The following is a 20,709-nucleotide window of genomic DNA, read 5'->3' as shown; positions in this document are numbered from 1 at the left end:
TGCCGGCGACCTAACGCAGCTCCGCGACCTTCTCCCCGAACAGCTTCTCCAGGCGCGCGAGCATCTCGTCGCTCGGCGTCACCGTGAGATCACGCCCGAGCGCGAGCACTGCCTCGGCTCCGTCGTCGAGCTGGATCAAGAGGTGCACCGGGCAAACGCCGCGGCTCGACGCCAGCACGTCCCGCAGTTTGCCGATGTGATCCCGCGTCGCCTTCCGCGCCTGCACGCGGATGCGCACGCTCTTCGTCTCCGCGCGGATCGCGTCCGCGAGCAGCACGACCTCGTCGAGCATCAGCGTCGGCTCCCGCGGCGCCGCCTGCTCGTCCTCGGCGCCCTCCTCCACTTGCGGAAAGCTCACCTTGCCCGACACGAGCACTGGCTCGTTGCCTTGCAGGAGCGTGCCATACGCCTCGATCTGCTTGTCGCGCACCTTCACCTCGACGCGACCGCTCGTGTCTTCGAGGTGGAAGAACGCGACCTTGCCGCCGCCGCCCTTGAAGATGCGCTCGCGATAGCCCTCGACCATTCCGGCCACGCGCACCTTCGACCACGGATCTTTGTGCGGGAGTGCGCTCGCCGCGATCACCTCGAAGCGACTGAGCTCCGTGCCGTATCGATCGAGCGGATGCCCCGAGACGTAGAAGCCGAGCGACTGCTTCTCGCGCACCAGCATCTCGCGCAGATCCCACGGCTCGCATTGCGGGTACTCGTCGAGCTTCTGCTCCGTCGTGGGCGCCGCCTTCGCGAAGAGACTGAAGAGCGACCCTTGCCCGCGCTCACGATCCTTGCTCGCGCTCCGCGCGCGCTCGAGCGCCTGGTCCAGCGCGGCGAACGCGCGCGCCCTCGTGATCCCGCGCGGCACGAGCGTCGCGTCGAACGCCCCCGACTGCGTGAGCGCTTCGAGCACGCCCTTGTTCACGCGCCGCGCGTCGACGCGCTGGGCGAAGTCGAACAGATCGGCGAACGCGCCGCCCGAGGTGCGCACTTCGAGCACCGCCTCCAGCGCCGACTCGCCCACGCCGCGGATCGCGCCGAGGCCGAAGCGGATCTTCGGATCGTACGGATCGGCGTCCTTGATCTTGCTCGGCGCCTTCCGGCCGACCTTCTTCGTGGCCTTGCCCGGCTCGCTGTAGACGACCGAGAAGTCGATGTTCGACTCGTTGATGTCGGGCGGGAGGATGTCGACGCCCCAGGCGCGGCCCTCCGCGATGATCCGCACGACCTTCTCGATCTTGTCGCGATCCGCGGTCATCAGCGCGCAGAGGAACTCCACGGGGTAATGACGCTTGAGGTACGCGGTCTGGTACGTGATCAACGCGTACGCGGCCGAGTGGCTCTTGTTGAAGCCGTAGCCCGCGAAGAACTCGAGCAGACCGAAGATGCGATCGGCGTCCTCGGCGGACACGCCCTTCTTCAAGGAGCCCTCGACGAAGATGGACTTCTGCTTGGCCATCTCCTCGGGCTTCTTCTTGCCCATCGCGCGGCGGAGCAGGTCGGCGCCGCCGAGCGTGTAGCCGGCGAGCTGCTGCGCGATCTGCATGACCTGCTCCTGGTAGACGATGACGCCGTAGGTCGGCTTGAGCAGATCGTCGACGAGGTCGTGCATCTTCGCGATGGGCTTTCGCCCGTGCTTGCAGTCGACGAAGTCCTTCACCATGCCCGTGCCGAGCGGGCCGGGGCGGTAGAGCGCGACGGCGGCGACGATGTCTTCGAAGTTCGTCGGGCGCAGGTCCTTGAAGAGCTGCTGCATGCCGCTCGATTCGAGCTGGAACACGCCCGTCGTCTCGCCCGATTGCAGGAGGTGGAACGTCTCCTCGTCATCGAGCGAGATCGCGTTGATGTCGAACACCTCCGCGCCTGCCTTGCCCTTCTGATCCGGTCGCGCGTGGATCAGCCGCACCGCGATGTCGATCACGGTGAGCGTCTTCAGGCCGAGGAAGTCGAACTTGACGAGGCCCGCCTGCTCGACGTCGTCCTTGTAGTACTGCGTGACGAGCGCTTCGCCGTTCCGGAAGCACGGCACGTGGTCCCAGAGCGGACCCTCGCTGATCACGATGCCGGCCGCGTGCATGCCGGCGTGCCGCGTGAGCCCCTCGAGCTTCTGCGCCTGCGTGAGCAGCTCGCGCACCGAGGGATCACTCTCCATGTGCGCCTTGAGCTTCGGCTCGATCTCGATCGACTCGGGGATCGTGTACGTCTGCCCCGGCCCCTTCTGCGGGATCAGGTTCGCGATCTTCTGCGCCTCGGCCGGCGGGAAGCTCATCGCGCGGGCCACGTCCTTGATGACGCTCTTCGCCTTGAGCTCGTGGAACGTCGCGATCTGCCCGACGCTATCCTTGCCGTACTTCTCGGCGACGTACCGGATCACCTCGTCGCGCCGATCCATGCAGAAGTCGACGTCGAAGTCCGGCATGCTCACGCGCTCCGGGTTCAGGAAGCGCTCGAAGAGCAGGTTGTACGGGATCGGATCGAGATCCGTGATGCGCAGCGCGTACGCCACGAGCGAGCCCGCGCCCGAGCCGCGGCCCGGGCCCACCGGGATCCCCATCTCCTTCGCCTGCCGGATGAAGTCCCAGACGATCAGGAAGTAGCCGGGGAACTTCATCCCGATGATGACGTCGAGCTCCATGTCGAGGCGCTTGCGGTACGCCTCCTGGTCGACCGTCTTGCCCCCGCGGCCGAACTCCTCGAAGCGCTTCGTCAGCCCCTCGTGCGAGACGTGCCGGAAGTACGAGTTCGTATCGAACCCCTCCGGCAGCGCGAACGTCGGCAGCATCGGCTGGCCGAGCTTCAGCTTGAGCCCCGCGCACCGCTCGGCGATCTCCAGCGTGCTCTTGATGGCCTCCGGGTGGTCGCGGAAGACGTGCGCCATCTCGTCCGGCGACTTGAGGAACATCTCGAAGCTCTGGTGATGCGCCGCGAACGCGTCCGCATACGAGCGGTTCGCCGCGATGCACGAGAGGTAGAGGTGCCCTTCGCCGTCGTCGCGGCTGCCGAAGTGCGCGTCGTTCGTCGCGACGATCGGCAGGCCCCGATCCTTCGCGAGGCGCGTGAGGATCCCGTTCAGCACCGGCTGCTCGACAAGCCCGTGATCCTGCAGCTCCACGTACAGGCTGCCCGGCTCGAACGCCTCGACGAGCCGACCCATCGCCGCGCGCCCTTCGTCCTCGCCCTCCTCGAGCACGCGCTGCGCGAGCACGCCGCCCATGCAGCCGGAAAGGCCGATCAGGCCCTTGTTGTTCTGCGCGATGAAGTCGAGCGACACGCTCGGCGCGGCGCCGCTCATGGGCGTCACGTGGCCCTCGGACACGATCCGAACGAGGCTCTTGTAGCCCTCGAGGTTCGACGCGAGCAGCACCAGGTGATCGACCGGCGTGTCGTCCGTCTTGCCGCTCGGCACATCGTTTCGCGCAGTGCGCGGCCGCGCGACGTTCACCTCGCAGCCGAGGATGGCGCCTACCTGTGCGTCCTTGCACGCCTTGTAGAGCTGGATCGCGCCGAACATGTTGCCGTGGTCGGTCAGCGCCACGGCGCGCATTCCGAGCGCCTTCGTCTTGCCGACGAGGTCCTTGATCTTGAGGGCCCCGTCGAGCAGCGAGTACTGCGAGTGGACGTGGAGATGAACGAACTCGGCTGCCACGATCGATCTTGCCTCGGCGTTGCTTTCGGCTCGGGCGAGCTCGCTTCAGGATAGGCGCGCGTCACCCAAACGAGGCGCCTGTTCGTGATGCTTCGCGTCGCTGGTGAAGCTGCATCGTACGGCTTCACTCTGGCCGTGTGCGGTGCGTCGCGCCCCGGGATCGCCCTTGCTGAAAAGGCAACGGCATGGCTAGCATGCGCCCCGTCCACGGGCACTCGACTGGCTGCCGTGCGCTTTGCGAACGACCCGGGTTCGGGTTCGGGAAAGTGAGTCAGGTTTCTATGCTTCGCACTCGTCTTCTCACTGCGGTTTTCACGGCGACTTCGCTCGCGGTTCTCGGGGGCTGTGGCTCCGACACGGTCTCGGAAAAACCCCCGGCGCCGCCGCCCGAGGATCCCGTGGGGCTCGCGCCTCCGGAGGAGCCCGCTGGTCTGTCCGCGTGCGAGGGGCCGGGCAAGGTCATGGCGATGAGCCAGATCTTCCTCGGCGACACGAAGCGTGACGGCACGCCGGATCCCACGGGTGGCTGGAAGGCGTTCGGCTACGACCTCGACGGTCGCGCCTCGACGAAGGCGTCGGTCGGCCTCTGCAAGCCGCGCGCAGGCGGCTCGCCGGCGGTCGTGTATCCGGATGGCGACGAGGGCCGGGACAACTCGTTCGGCAAGAACATCCTGCCGGTCATCCTCGGCCTCGCGTCGGACATCAGCGCGCAGGCGAACGAGGCGATCGCGAACGGCGAGTTCACGATCATGCTCGACATGGCGACGCTCGGCACGTCGTCGGACTGCAACAGCCTGACGTCGAAGCTCTACGGCGGCGCGGACCTCGGCGCTCCGCCGAAGTGGGACGGCACCGACCAGTGGCCGCTCATCCCCGAGCTGCTGAGCAACGAAATGGATCCGACCTCGGCGAAGATCGTCTTCCCGAAGAGCTACGTCGTGAAGGACACGTGGGTCTCGGGCACGAAGGGCACGGTCAAGCTCTCGCTCTCGATCAGCGGGTTCACGATCGCGCTCGACATCAACAGCGCGGTCATCACGGTGGACCTCAACGCGGAGCGCAACGGCGGCACGAACGGCACGATCGCCGGCGTCATCGAGACCGAGGCGCTGATCACGGAGATCTCGAAGGTCGCGGCGGCGTTCGACGAGTCGTTCTGCGATAAGGACTCGCCCACGCTGCAGAGCATCCTGAACCAGATCCGCCAGGCGTCCGACATCATGAAGAACGGCACGCAGGATCCGGCCGTGGAGTGTGACGGCATCTCGATCGGCCTCGGCTTCGACGCGAAGGCCGTGCAGCTCGGACCGGTGGCGCCGAAGGGCGAGCCCCCGCCGGATCCCTGCGCGATGCCGATGCCGTGAAGGCTCACGTCGGACACGAGGGGCCGGCCCACGGGGTCTGCCCCTCGTGGCCCGACGTTGCAGGACGGAGGGCGCATTCGGCGCACGCCAGCGGGGGGGAATGCGTGTGCTTCGGCGGCGCGCGCCCTACAGTTTGTCATGGGGGGATCGTGTTGAAGGGGGACCGGGCGTGTGGACGGCGGGAACGTGCCCGGGTGAGCCGTTTGGCCCGCGAGAAACGTCGAGGGGCAAGAAGCGGGGGCGCGTAAGGCGTCCGCATGCTGCGACGTTGGGTGGGGGATCGAGCGGTGGAAAGAAAAACTCCAAACCGCCTGAAGAAACCTGATAGAAGCGCGTCCAAGACCCGTTCGGCTCGACGGCTGCCTGCACGCCGGTGAACCATGGCTTGGCCGCGGCCCGTGCTTCTCGGAGGAGATCAATCTCTATGCAAAAGTTCCTGGCTCCCGTTCTGTGCACCGTGCTGATGGTCGGCGCCCTCGGCGCGATGACTGGCTGCACGGCCTCTGCGTCCGTGGGTAGTGGTGCGGAGACGCCGCCGCCCCCGCCGCCGCCCCCGCCGCCCCCGCCGCCCCCGCCGCCCCCGCCGGCCGCGCCGCCCGCGGCGGAGCTCAAGACGGAGGGCAACAAGCTCGTTCTCCCCGGCGCCATCGTCTACAAGACGGGCAGCGCGGAGCTCGAGCCGGTCAGCTTCCCGATCCTCGATCAGGTCAAGACGTACCTCGACTCGAAGCCGAACGTGACGCTGCTCCGCATCGAGGGCCATACGGACGCGGACGGCGACGCGGCGAAGAACCTCGACCTCTCCGCGCGGCGCGCGCAGTCGGCGGCGAAGTACCTCGTGGGCAAGGGCGTCGATTGCAAGCGCCTCATCGCGGTCGGGTTCGGCGTGACGAAGCCCGTCGCCGACAACAAGACGGCCGAGGGCAAGGCCCAGAACCGCCGCACCGACTTCATCAACGCGGCGCTCAACGGCAAGCCCATCATGAAGATGCCGGTCGACGGCGGCGCGCCCAAGGTCCTCGACGCCTGCGCGCCCTGACGATCCCGCGTCTCCCCTCCTCTCCCACCGTCCTTCCCCTCCCCTCCCGAACCCCGGGGTGAGGCGAGACCAGCCGCCGAAAAACGCTGGCCAATCCGCCCCGGGCCCATCATCCCTTCATGGCCATGCGCCCGCTCGTCCTCACGTCGCTGCTCCTCGGCTCGTCGCTCGTCTTCGCGGCGGGGTGTGACTCCTCCTCGCGCGACGTGCGCGAGTGGAAGCCGACGGATCACGATCAGCCCCTCGGTCAACAGCCCGGGCAGGTCGCCGCGCGTCCTCGCAACTCCGCGGAGCAGGGGCCCGATCAGAGCCTCGTGGAGATCGCCTGGCAGCGCAACTGCGCGAGCTGTCACGGTCAGCGCGGCAAGGGCGACGGGCCGCAAGGTCCGATGGTGCGCGCGCCCGATCTCACACGATCGGACTGGCAGGCGCAGGTGACGGACGATCAGGTCGCCGAGGTCATCCGCAAAGGTCGCAACCGGATGCCGCCGTTCAGCAACCTGCCCGATCAAGTCATCATGGGCCTCGTCGGCCGCATCCGCGCGAACCGCTCGCCTTGATCCGCGCCTCACGTTGACTTCCCCTCTCCTGCTCGTCACGTTGCGGCCGATGCAGCGGGAGACGACGACGGACGAGGAAACGCAGCCGCAGGCCGAAGGACCGGCGAAGCCCTTGTTCACGCCTTCGCCGCGGCGGCGACGGCTCCTGTCGTTGCTCCTGCTCGCGGGCGGCGGCGCGGCGTTCCTGTCGCTTTCGCCGCACTGGCCCAAGGAGCGCTCGGTCGATTTTCGTCTCGACGGCGAGACCGGCACGGTCGTCGGCTTCGATGTGACATGGTCGCGGGCCGGCGGGGAGGCGGAGGCCGTCAGCGGCAGCTCGTTCCACTTCGAGCCCGGGCGCGCGCCGAAAATCGTCCACACGTCCGTGCACTTGCCGGATGGTTCGTATGCACTGGACATCCGCATCGACCGCGCGGATCGCAGCGACTCGATGCAGCGCACGCTGACACTCGGAGACGCCGAGCAGATCACCGTGCCGCTTCGCTGAGGCAGAGAGCGTCCTTCAAGCATCGCCTGCGTCTCGCGGGACACGGTTCGCGGGTCGAGAAACGACCTGCAAATCAGCCATCAAGCGTACGAATTCGCTCGGTATTTCTCCGTTCGTGCCGGTGAGGCTTCGTGCGGGAACGGAACGTGTGACGAATTCGCTTGATGCGGCGCCCCAGACACCGCTACTTCTTGGCCCGTTGGCTTGGGGTGTGGCAGCTTATCCTACATGCTCTTATCTGTCGCCGATGAGCGCACCCTGTCGTTCCTGGACAGGGGCCGCGTCGCGGCGCCGGAGGGCGACCCGAGGGACGGGTCGCCTGCACTGATGGAGGACCGATGAAGATCACGCCCTGGTACCTGGCCGCTCTCGCTCCCTTCGCCGCGATTGGGTGCAGTGGTGCATATCTCGGGCACGCGGCCGTCGTCGTTCTGACGATCGGTATCTTCTTTGGCACGCTCTCGCTCGGCCGGACGCCGAACGCTCCCCCGCCCTCGCCGCCGAACGCGCGTGCGTGAACGCGCGTCGGTTCGGCACTGTTAACCTCGGGTCATGACGTACGACACCGTCGGCTCTCTCAAGGGCCTGGACGAGTTCTCCTTGATGGACCTCGAGGCGGTGCGTCTCATCCTGCGAGGCGACTCCGTCGTCGACTGGCACAGGCTCCACGTTCGCGACGAGGAAGAGGCGCGCACGCTCCTGCGAGCGCAGGAGTTCCGGCCCGAAGAGCCCGCAGATCGCGCGCGGCTCGAGGCGATCAAGAACGAAGCGATCGCCTATCTACGTCGGCACTTCGAGTTCCCGATCCCCAAGCCCGTCGCTCGCTGCTCCGTGGAGGAGCTCTTGGTGCTCGCCTCGGGCAAGGGTCACAGGCAGCTCTGCGCCTGCACGATCCTGAAGGCGATGCACATCATCCATCACCTCGAAGGGCGCGAGCTGCTCTTCTCGATCCCGATGTCCGACCAGGATGTTTTTCACCTGGTGGAGGAGAAGGTCTATCGGATCGTGGGCGGGATGCTCGCGGCCGGCTTCCCCATCACGGAGTTCATCGGGGGGCGGAAGAACAAGGACTCGCTCTACACGAAGCTGCTCTCGAAGACCGACACGACCGCAGCGGCAATCTACGACAAGCTGCGGTTCCGGATCGTGACGCGGGAGGCAGACGACATCCTGCCGATCCTGCTGTACCTGTCGGAGCGGCTGTTCCCGTTCAACTACGTCGTGCCCGGGCAGAGCACGAACACAATCTTTCACTTCCGTAGTTACTGCGAGCGTCACCCGTTCCTGCGCATGCTGCTTCGCGAGCTGCAAGCAGGCGTGGATGACGGTCTGACGCTCAGCAACAACACGTTCAGTGATCAGAGCTATCGCGTGATCCACTTCGTGGTGGATCTGCCGGTGCGGCTGCCGCCCGAGATCATGGAGCTGGCGCCGCCGGCAGCGTGGGCACTCGGTCCAATCGTGTTCGTGTTGTGCGAGTTCCAGCTCATCGACCGCGAGACGGAAGCGGCGAACGAGCTCGGAGACGCGAGCCACGCGAAGTACAAGGAGCGGCAAAAGGTGGCCGTGATGCGTCGGTTGAAGCTCGGCGGGCGAGCGCCGACGCGCGTGCCGACGACGAAGCGGAATCGCTAGGGAACGTTTGCGCCGGGGTTTCACCCCGGACCCGACCAGGGGTTGTCCACCCCTGGACCCGGACCAGGCACGGCCTGGACCGAGGGCGACAGCGCGCGATGCGCGCTGTCGACAAGGACAACGTCGCCAAGCGACACGTCCGCGTCGCTGTCTTGGTTGGCGAGGTGGTGGGTGGTCTTGTTTGGGCCCGTCCGAGAAACCGCGCATCGCGCGGTTTCTCGGCCCTCGGTCCAGGCCGTGCCTGGTCCGGGGTGCCGGGGGCGGACAGCCCCCGGCTGGGGTTTGGGGCAACGCCCCAACCTCCCGCCAGGGGCAAGAACGGCCGATCAGGTACGGGTCTTGAGGCCTTCGCGGTCGAGCACCACGATGCGGCGGCGGTCGACCTCGATGATGCCCTTGCGGCGGAGTTCGCCCAGGGTGAGCGTGACGGTCTCGCGGGTGGAGCCGATCATGCTGGCCATCTCCTGGTGCGTGAAGGGGGCCGAGATCAGGACGCCGCGCGGGTCGGGGATGCCCCAGCGCTGGGCGGCCTTGAGCAGGAACTCGGCCAGACGCGCTTCCACGTTGCGGAAGAGCATCGAGGCGAGACGCTCTTCCGTCTCGGCGTTGCGCTCCACGAGCGCGCCGACCAGCGCGTTCGCGAAGGCCTGATCCGAGGACATGAGCCCGCGGATCGTGGCGATCGGAACGACGAGCGCTTCCACGTCTTCCGTGGCGATCGCGCTCTCGCGGTGGTTCGGGACGCCGCCGAGCGCGGCCTCGCCGAGGAGGTCGCCCGCGCCGCGGTAGCCGAGCGAGAGCGTGTGCCCTTCGTTCAGCGCCCGGACCAGGCGGACGCGTCCGCTGCCGAGCATCACCACCGAGTTTGCGGGGTCGCCCTGGGTCACCAGTGGCCGGCCGCGCGTCACTCGCTGGATCGTTCCAGCGTCGGCCAAGAGGGTCTGCGACGCGGGCGAAGCCGCGCTACCGACCGCTCCACGCCGTAGAATCCGCCGCTTGCGTGCGTCCGGATCGAGCCCCCCGTCGTTGCCGACCGCGCCGGAACGAGCCGGGACGTTCGGTGCCATCGCATCCTTACCCATCATATCGAGACTGCTCCTCTAGGTGCGTTTTCGCCGTGCGGGCCCTGAAAAAGAACGCGGCTTGCGTTGACATCTCCGAAGTACGGCCCGTACCTTTCGGGGGCCGAAGCCCCAGCCGAAGAACCCAAGTTGGCGGGGATCCGGTGCCCCGCTCCCCTGAAGCTACGGATCGTTGGATGCGCCTCTTTAGCGGTAAAATTGCCCCTCTCAGCGAAGAAATCGTCAAAACCCTGGCGGACAACGGGGAGATCGAGTGTGAGGACCGAAAAGAGGTGGTCCGCGACCTGGAGTCCGTCTTTTCTCAGTACCTCGCGACGGAAAAGGAAGTGATGGACAAGTCGAAGGCCACGCTGGAGTCGCGTGGCCTTCCGCCGTCCGAGCTCGGGCGGATCCGGAAGATCATCGCCGAACAAAAAGGCATCAAGATCGGCGAAGACATCCTCGACTACTTGCTAGACCAGTGCATCGAGATGCTCATGCACTCGGGCAACGTCGACGAGGTCTACGGTCAGGATCACGACCTCAGGCGTCGCATGCGGCCGGTGCTGAAGAAGTACCTCGCGGCCGACGACGAGCTCGACGCCGAGGTCCGGAACAAGATGAAGAACCTGCAGGAAGGGACTCGGACCTGGGAGGTCGAGTACCAGAAGATCAAGAACGAGATCCAGCGCCGCAAGGGCCTCGTTTGAGGGGAGAGTAGAGACCGATGGGCTGGATTCCGAAGGTCGAGCAGAAGCGCCACTTCTGCCACAAGTGCAAGAACGAGCTCGTCTTCGAGGTGAAGCTCCAGCGCGCCGACACGTGTCCGCACTGCGGCGTCGACATGCACTGCTGCAAGAACTGCGAGTACTGGGATCCGTCCGCGCACAACCAGTGCAAGGAGCGGATCGCCGAGTACATCCCCGACCGGGAAAAAGCGAACTTCTGCACGTTCTTCACGTTCAAGAACGGCGTCCCCGAAGATACGTCCGCGCAGATCGCCAAGTCGAAGGCCCGCCTCGACGATCTGTTCAAGAAGAAGTAAGTCGCGAGCGCCTGCGCGTTCGAGCATCGAAACGGGCATGTCCACGCCTCGTTACCTGGTCACCGGCGGTGCCGGTTTCATCGGCAGCAACATCGTCGCGGCGCTCGTCGCCGCGGGCGAGCGCGTCCGCGTGCTCGACAACCTCGCCACGGGGATGTGGGAGAACCTCGACGGGATCTCCCCTTCCTCCGCGGTCGAGCGCATCGAGGGCGACATCCGCGACCCCGAGGCCGTCGCCAAGGCCGCCGCGGGGGTCGAGGTCGTCTTTCACGAGGCCGCGCTCGGGTCGGTGCCGCGCAGCGTCGAAGACCCGGTCACGAGCGACGCCGTCAACGTCGGCGGCACCGTCACCGTGCTCGACGTGTCGCGCCGCGTCGGCGTGCGTCGTGTCGTGTTCGCCGCGTCGTCCTCGGCGTATGGCGAGACGCCCGTCCTGCCGAAGCGCGAGGACATGCAGCCGATGCCGCTCTCGCCGTACGCCGTGACGAAGCTCGCGTGCGAGAGTTATTGCCGCGTCTTCTCCTCGATCTACGGCCTGGAGACGATGTGCCTGCGGTACTTCAACGTCTTCGGCCCGCATCAGACGCCCGAGGGGCCGTACGCCGCGGCGATCCCGCGCTTCGTCGACGCCGCGCTCGCGGGAAGGCCGATCCGGATCTTCGGCGACGGCGAGCAGACGCGTGACTTCTGCTTCGTCGACAACGCGGTGCGGGCGAACTTGCTCGCCGCTGCGTCGCCGCGGAAGCTCGCGGGCGAGGTCGTCAACATCGCGGGCGGACGGCGCGTGTCCTTGAACGCGCTTTGCGTCGAGATCGGCCGCGTCCTCGGGAGTGCGCTCGCCGTCGAGCACGGCCCGGCCCGACCGGGCGACGTGCGACATTCGCTCGCGGACGTGAGCCTCGCGCGGGAAATCCTGGGGTACGAGCCTTCCGTGCGGTGGGAGGACGGCATCGCCCCGACGATCGCGTACCTGGAGGCGCTCCGGGCGCAGGGACCCGCCGAGGCCGCTCGGCGGTCGGCCGAGCGACGCGCACAAAGTCCGCGGGAGAGCGCAAATCTTGCGGGTGCGACAACCAACGTTGTTGCACTCTTTCGGTGAGCGACGTATCCGGCAGAGCCATGCGGAGCATGACGGGGTTCGGGATCGGCGAGGTGACCCTCGGAGAGGGCCGCGTGCTCGCCGAGATCCGCTCCGTCAACCAGCGGTTCCTCGACGTTCGAACGCGACTGCCGCGCGAGCTCGCCGAGATCGCGCTTTTCGCCGAGCAAGTCGTGCGCGAGCGGCTGCGTCGCGGACGGGTCGAGCTCGTCGTGCGTACGGAGGGGCCGGTGCTGACGGCGGCGACGCTCGACGTGGCGCGTGCGCGCTCGGCGTTCCGTCAGCTCCTCTCGCTGCGGGACGAGCTCGCGCCGGGCGCGGAGCTGCCGCTCGCGTTGCTCTCGGCCGTGCCGGATCTGTTCATCCCGCCGGCGGGGCCGGAGCTCGCGGCGGTGCGCGACGCGGTCAGGCGCGCGATCGAGGCCGCGATCTCGGCGATGGACGCGATGTGCCGCGCGGAGGGCGAAGCGCTGCACGCGGATCTCTCGGGCCGGTGCCAGGCGCTCCGGCGCCTCATCGAAGCGATTGCTTCACAGGCGGACGGTTTGCGCGAGGCGGCGCAGCGGCGGCTGCACGAGCGGCTCGAACGTCTGCTCGCGAGCGCGGAGCTCACGGTGGATCGGGGCAGGCTCGAGCTCGAGCTTGCGATCCTCGTGGACAAGAGTGATTTCACCGAGGAGCTCACGCGCCTGCGGAGCCACCTCGATCAGCTCGAAGGCGTGCTCGCGTCGAGTGGGGGCGAGCCCGTGGGGAGGCGGCTCGACTTCCTTCTGCAGGAAATGGTACGCGAGGCCAACACGCTCGGCGCGAAGGCCCAGGACGCCTCGGTCAGCCAGCTCGTCGTCGGCATCAAGGTCGAGCTCGAGCGGCTTCGCGAGCAGGTGCAGAACGTCGAGTGACGCGGACACGCCCGAAGGCCCAGAACCCCAGCACGAGACCGACACGAATGGTGAGCGACTTCCTCCTCCTCATCGTCTCCTCCCCTTCCGGGGCGGGCAAGACGACGCTCTGCAACCGGCTTCGCGCGGAGTTCCCGGACCTGCGCTTCTCGGTCTCGCACACGACGCGCAAGCCTCGCCCGAACGAGCTCGACGGGCGCGAGTACCACTTCATCGACAAGGACGCGTTCGATCGGATGATCGGCGAGCACGCGTTCGCGGAGTGGGCGCCGGTGCACGGCAACTACTACGGCACGAGCGTCGCCGAGATCGAGATCGCGAAGCGCGAGGCGCGCGGCGTGCTGTTCGACATCGACTACCAGGGCGCGCGGCAGATCAAGGCGCGCATGCCCGAGGCCGCCTCCGTGTTCATCCTGCCGCCCTCGCTCACCGAGCTCGAGCGCAGGCTGCGCGGCCGCGGGACCGAGGACGAGCCGACCACGCTGCGTCGCCTCCAGGCGGCGAAGAGCGAGATCGAGCATTACGGATTCTTCGACTACGTGATCGTGAACGACGATCTCGAGCGGGCGTACGATCAGCTTCGTGCGGTGGTGTTCGCCGAGCGTTGCCGTCGTGGCCGGCACGCGCTGCTCTGCGAGCAGATGCTCGCCGAGGGGAAGGTCGGAGCCTCCACATGAGCCACGTCCTCGGGGTGATCGGCGGCAGCGGTGTGTACGCGCTCGAGGATCTCGAGGACGTCGAGGAGGTCGACGTCGAGACGCCGTACGGTCCGCCGAGCGACCTCGTGTTCCGCGGCCGCGATCGCGACTCGGGGACGACGCTGCTGTTCTTGCCGCGCCACGGACGAGGCCATCGACTCTCGCCGACGGAGATCAACTACCGCGCGAACGTGTGCGCGCTGAAGAAGCTCGGCGCCACGCACCTCGTCAGCGTGAGCGCGGTGGGATCCATGCGCGAGGAAATCCCGCCTGGGGATCTCGTGATCGTCGATCAGTTCATCGATCTCACGAAGCGCCGCACGAGCACGTTTTTCGAGGGCGGCGTCGTGGGGCATGTGGCCTTCGCCGATCCGGTTTGTCCGCATCTCTCGTCCGCGCTCGCGGACGCCGCTTCGCAGGCGCTCTCGGATACGCAGAAGAAGCTCCACCGCGGCGGCACGTACGTGTGCATCGAAGGCCCGCAGTTCTCGACACGCGCGGAAAGCCTCCTCTATCGGAGCTGGGGCGTGCACGTGATCGGCATGACGGCGATGCCCGAGGCGAAGCTCGCGCGCGAGGCGGAGCTGCCTTACGCGCTGCTCGCGATGTCGACCGACTACGACTGCTGGCACGCGACCGAGGAGGCGGTGACGGTGGAGGCGGTGATCGCGGTGCTCCGGGAGAACGTGGCGTATGCGCGGCGCGCGCTGCGGGGTCTCTCGCGTACGCTGCCCGATCCCAAGACGAGCCCGGCGCACGGCGCGCTCACGAACGCGGTCATGACCCGACGTGATCTCGTACCCGAACAGACGCGGGCGCGGCTGTCGTGGCTTTTGCCGGATCTCTCGTGCTAGAAGGGGCCGCCGTGAGCACGTCCTCTCCGATTCTCATCGTTGGATCCATGGCCTTCGACGATCTCGACCTGCCCTCGGGCAAGGCGCGCGACGTCGTGGGCGGCTCGGCCACGTACGCGGCCATGACCGCGTCGGTCTTCGCGCCGGTGCGTGTCGTTGCCGTCGTCGGGGACGATTTTCCGGAGCACGTGCTCATCGCCATGCAGGCCCGCGGCATCGACACGCGCGGCATCGAGCGGGCGAATGGAAAAACGTTCCGCTGGGCGGGCCGGTACGATCAGGATCTCGTCCACCGCACCACGCTCGACACGCAGCTCAACGTCTTCGCCGACTTCCGCCCGCGCCTGCCCGAGTCCTACCGCGACACGCCGTTCCTCCTGCTCGGCAACATCCATCCGGGGCTGCAGCTCGACGTGCTCGAGCAGGTGCGCTCGCCTCGCCTCGTCGTGGCCGACACGATGAACTTCTGGATCACGGGTGAGCCCACGCTGCTCGCGTCGATGCTGAAGCGCATCGACGTGCTCATCGTGAACGACGAGGAGGCGCGACAGCTCTCGGGCATCCACAACATCCGGCGCGCGGCGCGCGACATCCTCGCGCGTGGCCCGAAGCGCCTCGTCATCAAGCGCGGTGAGCACGGCGCGCTCCTCTTCGACGAGGAGGGCGTGTTCGCGGCCCACGGATTCCCGCTCGAGGACGAAGTGGATCCGACGGGCGCGGGCGACTCGTTCGCGGGCGGCTTCCTTGGCTACCTCGCGACGCAGTCCGACGTCACGCCGCTCGCGCTGCGGCGCGCGATGGTGCACGCGACGGCCACGGCGTCGTTTTGCGTCGAGGCGGTAGGCACGGGCAAGGTCGGCGTGCTCGCGCGCGACGAGGTCTCCGCGCGCGTCGCCGACATCCAGAAGCTCTACGAGTTCGGCGCCAGCACGATGTGATCCACCCGCTCCGCCCCGCGCGGAGTGGGCGCCGTCCGTGATAGTCTCCGCGCTCCTTTTTGCGTGGAGGAAACACGGATGCGCTTTTCGAATGTGGCCGCGTCGCTCGCGGCTTTCGGGCTTTTGTCTCTCGGGGTCCTCGGCAGCGGCTGCGGCGGTGAGGATACCCCGCCCTCCCAGCCGCCTCCTTCGAACGCGAACTGCGCGCTCACGGCCGAGTGCGTCTCGGCCGATCCCACGTGTATCGCGCTCGTCGACAACGCGAGCCAGACGGAGTTCGGCCTGCGCATGTCGCAGATCATCATCAGCAAGCCTGCGACGCTCGCGGCCGCGAGCTTCATCGGCAAGACCGTCGCAGGCGGCGTCGCGCTGAACGACACGAAGTGCAACCTGTCCGGCCAGGGCACGTTCTCGTGGTTGCTCCACTTCGACACGATGACGAACACCGTGTGCACGGGCGGCGCGAAGCCCGTCGCGAACCCCGCGGACGGCTACACCTTCGTGAACGAGATGATCGGCGGCTTCAACATCACGCCGATCAAGTTCTCGAGTGATCTCTCGCAGGGCAACTTCGAGGTCGATCAGGGTCAGGACATCATCGTCCCCGTGTACACGGCCGAGGGCGGCGAGCCCATCCTCCTGCCGCTCAAGAAGGCGCGGATCCTGGGCGGAAAGCTCTCGTCCAACAACAACTGCGTCGGCAGCTACAACGCCGAGGGCCTCGATCCGCTGAACCTCTGCAAGCCGTACCCCGAAGAGAATCAGTTCACGTTCAACAACGCGGGCAAGATCGAGGGGTACATCACGCTCGAAGATGCGGATGCCGTCGAGGTCGATCTCGCGAAGAAGTCGCTCTGCGCGCTCCTGACGGGCAAGGACGACGCCGCCACGCCGATCGCGAAGTGCGTGCGCGATGCGAACGGAAAAATCGATTACAAGGGCGATTGGTGCGACGCCACGAACGCGGCTGCGGACGGGACGTGCGCCGACGCGGTGCAGCTCGGCGCGGAGTTCGCGGCGAGCGCGGTGAAGATCAACGGCGGCTGTCCGCTCTGACGCGGAGACGTCCCGTCCGTCACGCTTGCGGCGTGCGCCGTAGGACGCGTACGATCGCGCAAATCCGGTGAAAAACGGCCTCTGGCGTGTGCGAGAGGCCGCATCGGTGGCGCTTCGGAGGTCTTCGCCATGCCTCGCTTTCTCAGACATCTCATCGGGATCATGGTCGTGATCCTCATCGCCGGTTGTGCCGGCGGTGGTTGCTCGAGCGGATGCTCGGGCTGTGGCATGACACCCTTGCCCGGCGGCTTCGATCCAAACGCCCGGATCGAGAACGCCGGCTCGGTGCGGCTCACGCAATCCGGGCTCACGTTCCTCGAGCAGAACCTCGGGCCTCTGGCCAAGAGCCTCCTTGGGGGCAGCGGGAGCGGCGGCGTCGTCACGTTCCCCATCCCCTCGACGAGCGGTTCGACCGCGGGCATCGGTTACGACGTTTGCCCCGACGGCCCCAACGAGGGCTCGAACCCGCCGAAATGCGTCGCGGAGATCGACGTCGGTAACGCCCAGCTCAACATCGACACGTCGACGCCGCACAACATCAAGATCACGGGCCCGCTGCCGCTCCGGCTCCAGGACCTGCCGATCGACATCTCGTACTTCGGCATCCCCGACAGCGCCACGGCGCGCCTGACGGGCAACGGCTGCACCACGCCGTCGACGTTTGCAAACATCGATCTGAACGTCGACATCTCGATCGAGGTCGACACGAACGCGGCGCACTCGCGGTACGGCTACTCGCGGGTCAAGGTCGGCACGCTCTCGGTCAACGAGACCCAGCTCCAGGACTCGCTCGAGTTCTGCGGTGGCGGGTTCTCGAACTTCGTGCTCAACGCGATGAAGGGCATCGTCTTCGATCTGCTCGTCGGCGAGCTCATCGGCACGCTCTCCGAGACGATCGAGGAGCAGCTCTGCCAGCAGGCGAACCCGGATCTGAACCCCTCCTGCCCGCTCGGCACGAACGACGTGGGCGGCGTTTGTCGTTATGGAACGGCCGAGAGCGACGAGTGTGCCTCGATCATCCTCGGCACCGACGGCAACGTGAACCTCGGCAGCCTGCTCGCGAGCGTCTCGCCGGGCACGAAGGGCGGCCTCGACATCCTCTTCGCGGTCGGCGGCGCGAGCCAGCGGACCGACAACAGCGGCTACGCGTGGGGTGATCTCAACCCGATCGATGGCGGCGCGACGCTCGGCATGTACGGCGGCGCGGAGCCCACGCCCATCTCGCAGTGCGTGAAGTTCTCGCCGATGGATCTGCCCACGGGCATCCCGATCCCGGACGAGATCCAGTCCAACACGGTCTCGAACTGGCCCGCGGGGCTCGACGGACCGCACGTCGGGGTCGCGGTCTCCGAGCGGTTCGCGAACTACGCGCTGAACGGCATGTACAACAGCGGCTTCCTCTGCCTCGGCATCTCCACCGAGACGGTGCCGCAGCTCGCCTCGGGCACGCTCTCGCTGCTCGCGGCCTCGCTCAAGGACCTCGGCCTCCAGCGCGAGCCGCAGCAGGTCGCGCTCGTCATCCGGCCGGGCCGCCCGCCGACGGCGACGTTCGGCAACGGCACGGACATCAACGCCGATCCGCTGATCCGCGTGAAGCTCGATCAGGCATCGTTCGACTTCTACATCTGGTCGACGGACCGCTTCATCCGCTTCATGACGGCGACTTTCGACCTCGACGTCCCCGTGAACCTCACGGTCACGCCGGACGGCCTGCTCCCGGTGCTCGACAAGATCGGCGTGACGAACGGCGTGGTCACGAACTCCGAGCTCCTCAAGGAGGATCCGGCGGTCATCGCGAGCGCGCTCCAGGGCCTCATCGGCGGCCTCGGCTCGCAGTTCCTCGGCGGGATCAGCGCGATCGACCTCGCGGACGCGCTGAGCTCGGTGGGCCTCACGCTCACGATCCCCGAGACGGTCGAAGGCCAGGGCTCTGCCGGCCTGCGCAAGCTCTCGAAGGGCAGCGACAACTACCTCGGCATCTTCGCGACGCTCGGCGTCGGCCAGGCGTCGCCCGTCGCGCCGAACCCGGGTTCGGCGGCGAAGGCCGAGCCGATCGAGACGACGGCGCGCGTGATCGAGAAGAAGCTCGATCGCACGGGCTTCCGCCTCGGCACGGTGGACGAGGAGAACGCGCCGGTCGTGACGCTGCAGATGTCGTCGCCGAGCGACCTGGGCGCGGTGCCCGTCGAGTACTCGTACCGTGTCGATCGCGGCATGTGGAAGCCGTTCACGCGTGAGCGCACCGTCGACGTGCGCGACGAGTGGCTGCGTCTGCAAGGCAAGCACACGGTGAGCGTGCGTTCGCGCGTCGTGGGCAAGCCCGAGACGCTCGACGAGACCCCGGCCGAGATCGATGTCGTGATCGACGCCGAGCCGCCCGTGATCGCGGTCGGCGAGGTGCAGGAAGGCAACCGCGTGTCCATCGACGTGCGCGACCTCGTGGGCGGCGGCGGCGAGTCCCGCGTGCGCTACCGGCTCGACGGCGGCGCGTGGTCCGCGTGGAAGCCCGTCACCGAGCTCGGGATGATCGACGTGGGCGAGTCGGCCGAGATCGACGTCGAGGCCGAGGACGCCGAGGGCAACGTGGCCGAGGCTTCGCAGGCGCTCATCCGTGGTCGCGCGCTCATCACGGGCGAAGGCTGCGGCTGCGCCGTCGTCGGCGACGATCGCACGCAGGGCAAGCCCATGTGGATCGTTGGCCTCGCGCTGCTCGGCGCGGTGATCCGGTTCGGCCGTCGCCGCTCGCCGAAGGCCGTGGCTGCGAAGCCTGTGGCGGCTCCCGCTCCCGCGCGTCGCGCTTCGTCGCGCCGCACGATCCGCGCGCTCTCCGGGCTCGCGATCATCGGCGCGGCGGGCTCGTTCGCCGGCTGCAACTGCGGCGGTGACGACAGTGCGATCGCGGCGGGTTATAGCTGCGTCGCGCCTGGCTGCACGACGCTCGAACCCGGTCTCATCGGCGCGTACACGTCGGTCGCGGTCTCCGGCAAGGGGATCTGGGTCGCCGGGTACGTCGAGGCGGACTGGGCGAACGAAAATAGCTGGGGTGATCTCGTCGTCGGCACGTGGAACGGCACGAGCGTCGGCTGGTCCGCGATCGACGGCGTCCCGGCCGAGCCCGCGGTCGATCCGACGAAGTTCAACAAGAACGGCTTCCGCGGCGGCCAGCTCGATTCGGGTGACGACGTCGGCACGTGGACGAGCATCGCCGTGAGCAGCGACGGTAACCCCGCCGTTGCCTACTACGACCGTACGAACAAGGCCCTCAAGTTCGCCCAGCGCGTGGGCGGCACGTGGAACATCGTCACGGTCGAGCAGAAGGCGCAGGCCGACATCGGGCGGTACGCGAAGCTCCTCATGGCGGGTGGCGACAAACCCACCATCGCGTACCTCTCGATCGAGCCTGGCAAGGACGGTGCGATCACCTCGAAGGTCCGCATCGCGGCGGCGACGACTGCGACGCCGGGGGCTGCGGAGTGGACGTTCGAGGACGTGGCCGTCGACGAAGCCACGCCGTGCCGCGCGTACAACTGCGCGCTCGGCGACGTGTGCGTGCAGGAGACCGGCCGCTGCCAGGAGAAGCTCACGGCGTGCGATCCCAAGTGCGGATCGGGCTCGGCGTGCGTGGACATCGGCGGCGCGACGCAGTGCGCGGACACGTTCGACGCTGCGAAGATCGACACCTACCCCGAGGCCATCGGCGACTACATCTCGCTCGCGCAGGATCCCGCGGGCGCGCTTGGCCTCGCGTTCTACGATCGCATCCGGGGTAACCTCGTGATCGCCTCGAAGAACGCGGGCATGTGGCAGACGACGATCGTCGACGGGCAGGCAGCCGATGGCACGGACACCGGCGACATGGGCATCGGCTCTTCGCTCTTCATCGACGAGAAGGGCGACTGGCACCTCTCCTACGTCGACGGTTTGTCCGAAGGCCTCCGCTACGCGCAGGTCACGAAGGGCACGACCGTGAAGTTCACGGGCATCGTGGACGACGGCCTCACGATCGACGGGATGACGAAGTTCGACGACGGCCAGCACCTGGTCGGCGACGACTCGGCGATCTACGTCGGCGCGAGCGGCGCCGTCCACATCACCTACCAGGACGCGACGGCCGGCAAGCTGCGGTATGCCGTGGGCACGCCGACCGGTGATCAGGTCGACTGGAAGGTGCGTGCCGTCGAGCAGGACGGCTTCGCCGGCGCGTTCTCGCGTCCGATCGAAGTCGAGGGCCAGTTGATGCTCGTCAACTGGTGGCGCCGCCTCGACGAGGCGGGGCCGCGCGGCGACGTCTCGATCGTCTCGCCCTGATCCACGACGAGGGCGCGCTCTTCGGG

At 67.6% G+C, this 20,709-nt stretch carries 17 protein-coding genes; 15 read left to right on the top strand and 2 right to left on the bottom strand.

Going from position 1 to position 20,709, the window contains the following annotated elements; all coding sequences use genetic code 11:
* Positions 1-10 precede the first annotated feature (10 nt).
* Positions 11-3,640 (bottom strand): DNA polymerase III subunit alpha, encoded by a 3,630-nt coding sequence (gene dnaE, locus KEG57_RS23475; protein WP_272423096.1) that lies wholly within the window; start codon positions 3,638-3,640, stop codon positions 11-13.
* Between the two features lie 281 nt (positions 3,641-3,921).
* On the opposite strand from dnaE, the gene KEG57_RS23470 reads away from it, so the two are divergent.
* From KEG57_RS23470 to KEG57_RS23445, 6 genes are all read left to right on the top strand, one after another.
* Entirely contained in the window at positions 3,922-5,004 is a 1,083-nt protein-coding gene (locus KEG57_RS23470) for a hypothetical protein (RefSeq protein WP_272423095.1), read from the top strand.
* Positions 5,005-5,428: 424 nt separating this feature from the next.
* Positions 5,429-6,043, top strand: a complete 615-nt coding sequence (locus KEG57_RS23465) for an OmpA family protein (protein ID WP_272423093.1) — start codon at positions 5,429-5,431, stop codon at positions 6,041-6,043.
* Between the two features lie 119 nt (positions 6,044-6,162).
* Positions 6,163-6,603 (top strand): c-type cytochrome, encoded by a 441-nt coding sequence (locus tag KEG57_RS23460; protein WP_272423091.1) that lies wholly within the window; start codon positions 6,163-6,165, stop codon positions 6,601-6,603.
* A 13-nt stretch (positions 6,604-6,616) separates the two neighbouring features.
* Positions 6,617-7,090, top strand: coding sequence for a hypothetical protein (locus tag KEG57_RS23455; RefSeq protein ID WP_272423090.1), 474 nt, complete (start codon positions 6,617-6,619; stop codon positions 7,088-7,090).
* A 338-nt stretch (positions 7,091-7,428) separates the two neighbouring features.
* Positions 7,429-7,608: a hypothetical protein gene (locus KEG57_RS23450; RefSeq protein WP_272423088.1), complete on the top strand. Its 180-nt coding sequence runs from the start codon at positions 7,429-7,431 to the stop codon at positions 7,606-7,608.
* 34 nt (positions 7,609-7,642) lie between these two features.
* A complete protein-coding gene (locus tag KEG57_RS23445; RefSeq protein ID WP_272423086.1) occupies positions 7,643-8,725 on the top strand; it encodes a TIGR04552 family protein in 1,083 nt (360 codons plus the stop codon).
* Positions 8,726-9,051: 326 nt separating this feature from the next.
* On the opposite strand, the gene KEG57_RS23440 is transcribed toward KEG57_RS23445, so the two are convergent.
* Positions 9,052-9,792, bottom strand: coding sequence for a Crp/Fnr family transcriptional regulator (locus tag KEG57_RS23440; RefSeq protein ID WP_232379562.1), 741 nt, complete (start codon positions 9,790-9,792; stop codon positions 9,052-9,054).
* A 191-nt stretch (positions 9,793-9,983) separates the two neighbouring features.
* Here KEG57_RS23440 and KEG57_RS23435 point away from each other — a divergent pair, with 191 nt between their 5' ends.
* The 9 genes from KEG57_RS23435 (at position 9,984) to KEG57_RS23395 (ending at position 20,683) form a co-directional block, all read left to right on the top strand.
* On the top strand, positions 9,984-10,496 hold the full coding sequence (locus KEG57_RS23435) for a DUF507 family protein (RefSeq protein WP_136929694.1): 513 nt from the start codon (positions 9,984-9,986) through the stop codon (positions 10,494-10,496).
* 17 nt (positions 10,497-10,513) lie between these two features.
* On the top strand, positions 10,514-10,831 hold the full coding sequence (locus KEG57_RS23430) for a hypothetical protein (RefSeq protein WP_153817484.1): 318 nt from the start codon (positions 10,514-10,516) through the stop codon (positions 10,829-10,831).
* A gap of 37 nt (positions 10,832-10,868) precedes the next feature.
* A complete protein-coding gene (locus tag KEG57_RS23425) occupies positions 10,869-11,930 on the top strand; it encodes an NAD-dependent epimerase/dehydratase family protein (RefSeq protein WP_272423081.1) in 1,062 nt (353 codons plus the stop codon).
* A gap of 20 nt (positions 11,931-11,950) precedes the next feature.
* Positions 11,951-12,829: a YicC/YloC family endoribonuclease gene (locus tag KEG57_RS23420; RefSeq protein ID WP_272423079.1), complete on the top strand. Its 879-nt coding sequence runs from the start codon at positions 11,951-11,953 to the stop codon at positions 12,827-12,829.
* Between the two features lie 47 nt (positions 12,830-12,876).
* Positions 12,877-13,506, top strand: a complete 630-nt coding sequence (gene gmk / locus KEG57_RS23415; RefSeq protein WP_272423078.1) for a guanylate kinase — start codon at positions 12,877-12,879, stop codon at positions 13,504-13,506.
* On the top strand, positions 13,503-14,381 hold the full coding sequence (gene mtnP / locus KEG57_RS23410) for an S-methyl-5'-thioadenosine phosphorylase (protein WP_272423077.1): 879 nt from the start codon (positions 13,503-13,505) through the stop codon (positions 14,379-14,381). The genes gmk and mtnP overlap by 4 nt, the downstream gene beginning before the upstream one ends.
* 11 nt (positions 14,382-14,392) lie before the next feature.
* Positions 14,393-15,319, top strand: a complete 927-nt coding sequence (locus tag KEG57_RS23405) for a PfkB family carbohydrate kinase (protein WP_272423076.1) — start codon at positions 14,393-14,395, stop codon at positions 15,317-15,319.
* A gap of 78 nt (positions 15,320-15,397) precedes the next feature.
* Positions 15,398-16,375 (top strand): hypothetical protein, encoded by a 978-nt coding sequence (locus KEG57_RS23400; protein ID WP_272423075.1) that lies wholly within the window; start codon positions 15,398-15,400, stop codon positions 16,373-16,375.
* Positions 16,376-16,504: 129 nt separating this feature from the next.
* A complete protein-coding gene (locus KEG57_RS23395; RefSeq protein ID WP_272423073.1) occupies positions 16,505-20,683 on the top strand; it encodes an LBP/BPI/CETP family protein in 4,179 nt (1,392 codons plus the stop codon).
* Positions 20,684-20,709 lie beyond the last annotated feature (26 nt).

Source organism: Polyangium jinanense, assembly GCF_028435365.1.
This window is presented reverse-complemented; position numbering and strand designations above follow the sequence as displayed.

Coding starts and splice junctions, on each gene's coding strand:
- KEG57_RS23470 (WP_272423095.1), top strand. CDS start 3,922: ATGCTTCGCACTCGTCTTCTCACTGCGGTTTTCACGGCGACTTCGCTC.
- KEG57_RS23435 (WP_136929694.1), top strand. CDS start 9,984: ATGCGCCTCTTTAGCGGTAAAATTGCCCCTCTCAGCGAAGAAATCGTC.
- KEG57_RS23400 (WP_272423075.1), top strand. CDS start 15,398: ATGCGCTTTTCGAATGTGGCCGCGTCGCTCGCGGCTTTCGGGCTTTTG.
- gmk (WP_272423078.1), top strand. CDS start 12,877: ATGGTGAGCGACTTCCTCCTCCTCATCGTCTCCTCCCCTTCCGGGGCG.
- KEG57_RS23395 (WP_272423073.1), top strand. CDS start 16,505: ATGCCTCGCTTTCTCAGACATCTCATCGGGATCATGGTCGTGATCCTC.
- KEG57_RS23460 (WP_272423091.1), top strand. CDS start 6,163: ATGGCCATGCGCCCGCTCGTCCTCACGTCGCTGCTCCTCGGCTCGTCG.
- KEG57_RS23440 (WP_232379562.1), bottom strand. CDS start 9,792: ATGGCACCGAACGTCCCGGCTCGTTCCGGCGCGGTCGGCAACGACGGG.
- KEG57_RS23430 (WP_153817484.1), top strand. CDS start 10,514: ATGGGCTGGATTCCGAAGGTCGAGCAGAAGCGCCACTTCTGCCACAAG.
- KEG57_RS23445 (WP_272423086.1), top strand. CDS start 7,643: ATGACGTACGACACCGTCGGCTCTCTCAAGGGCCTGGACGAGTTCTCC.
- KEG57_RS23465 (WP_272423093.1), top strand. CDS start 5,429: ATGCAAAAGTTCCTGGCTCCCGTTCTGTGCACCGTGCTGATGGTCGGC.
- KEG57_RS23420 (WP_272423079.1), top strand. CDS start 11,951: ATGCGGAGCATGACGGGGTTCGGGATCGGCGAGGTGACCCTCGGAGAG.
- KEG57_RS23425 (WP_272423081.1), top strand. CDS start 10,869: ATGTCCACGCCTCGTTACCTGGTCACCGGCGGTGCCGGTTTCATCGGC.
- KEG57_RS23450 (WP_272423088.1), top strand. CDS start 7,429: ATGAAGATCACGCCCTGGTACCTGGCCGCTCTCGCTCCCTTCGCCGCG.
- mtnP (WP_272423077.1), top strand. CDS start 13,503: ATGAGCCACGTCCTCGGGGTGATCGGCGGCAGCGGTGTGTACGCGCTC.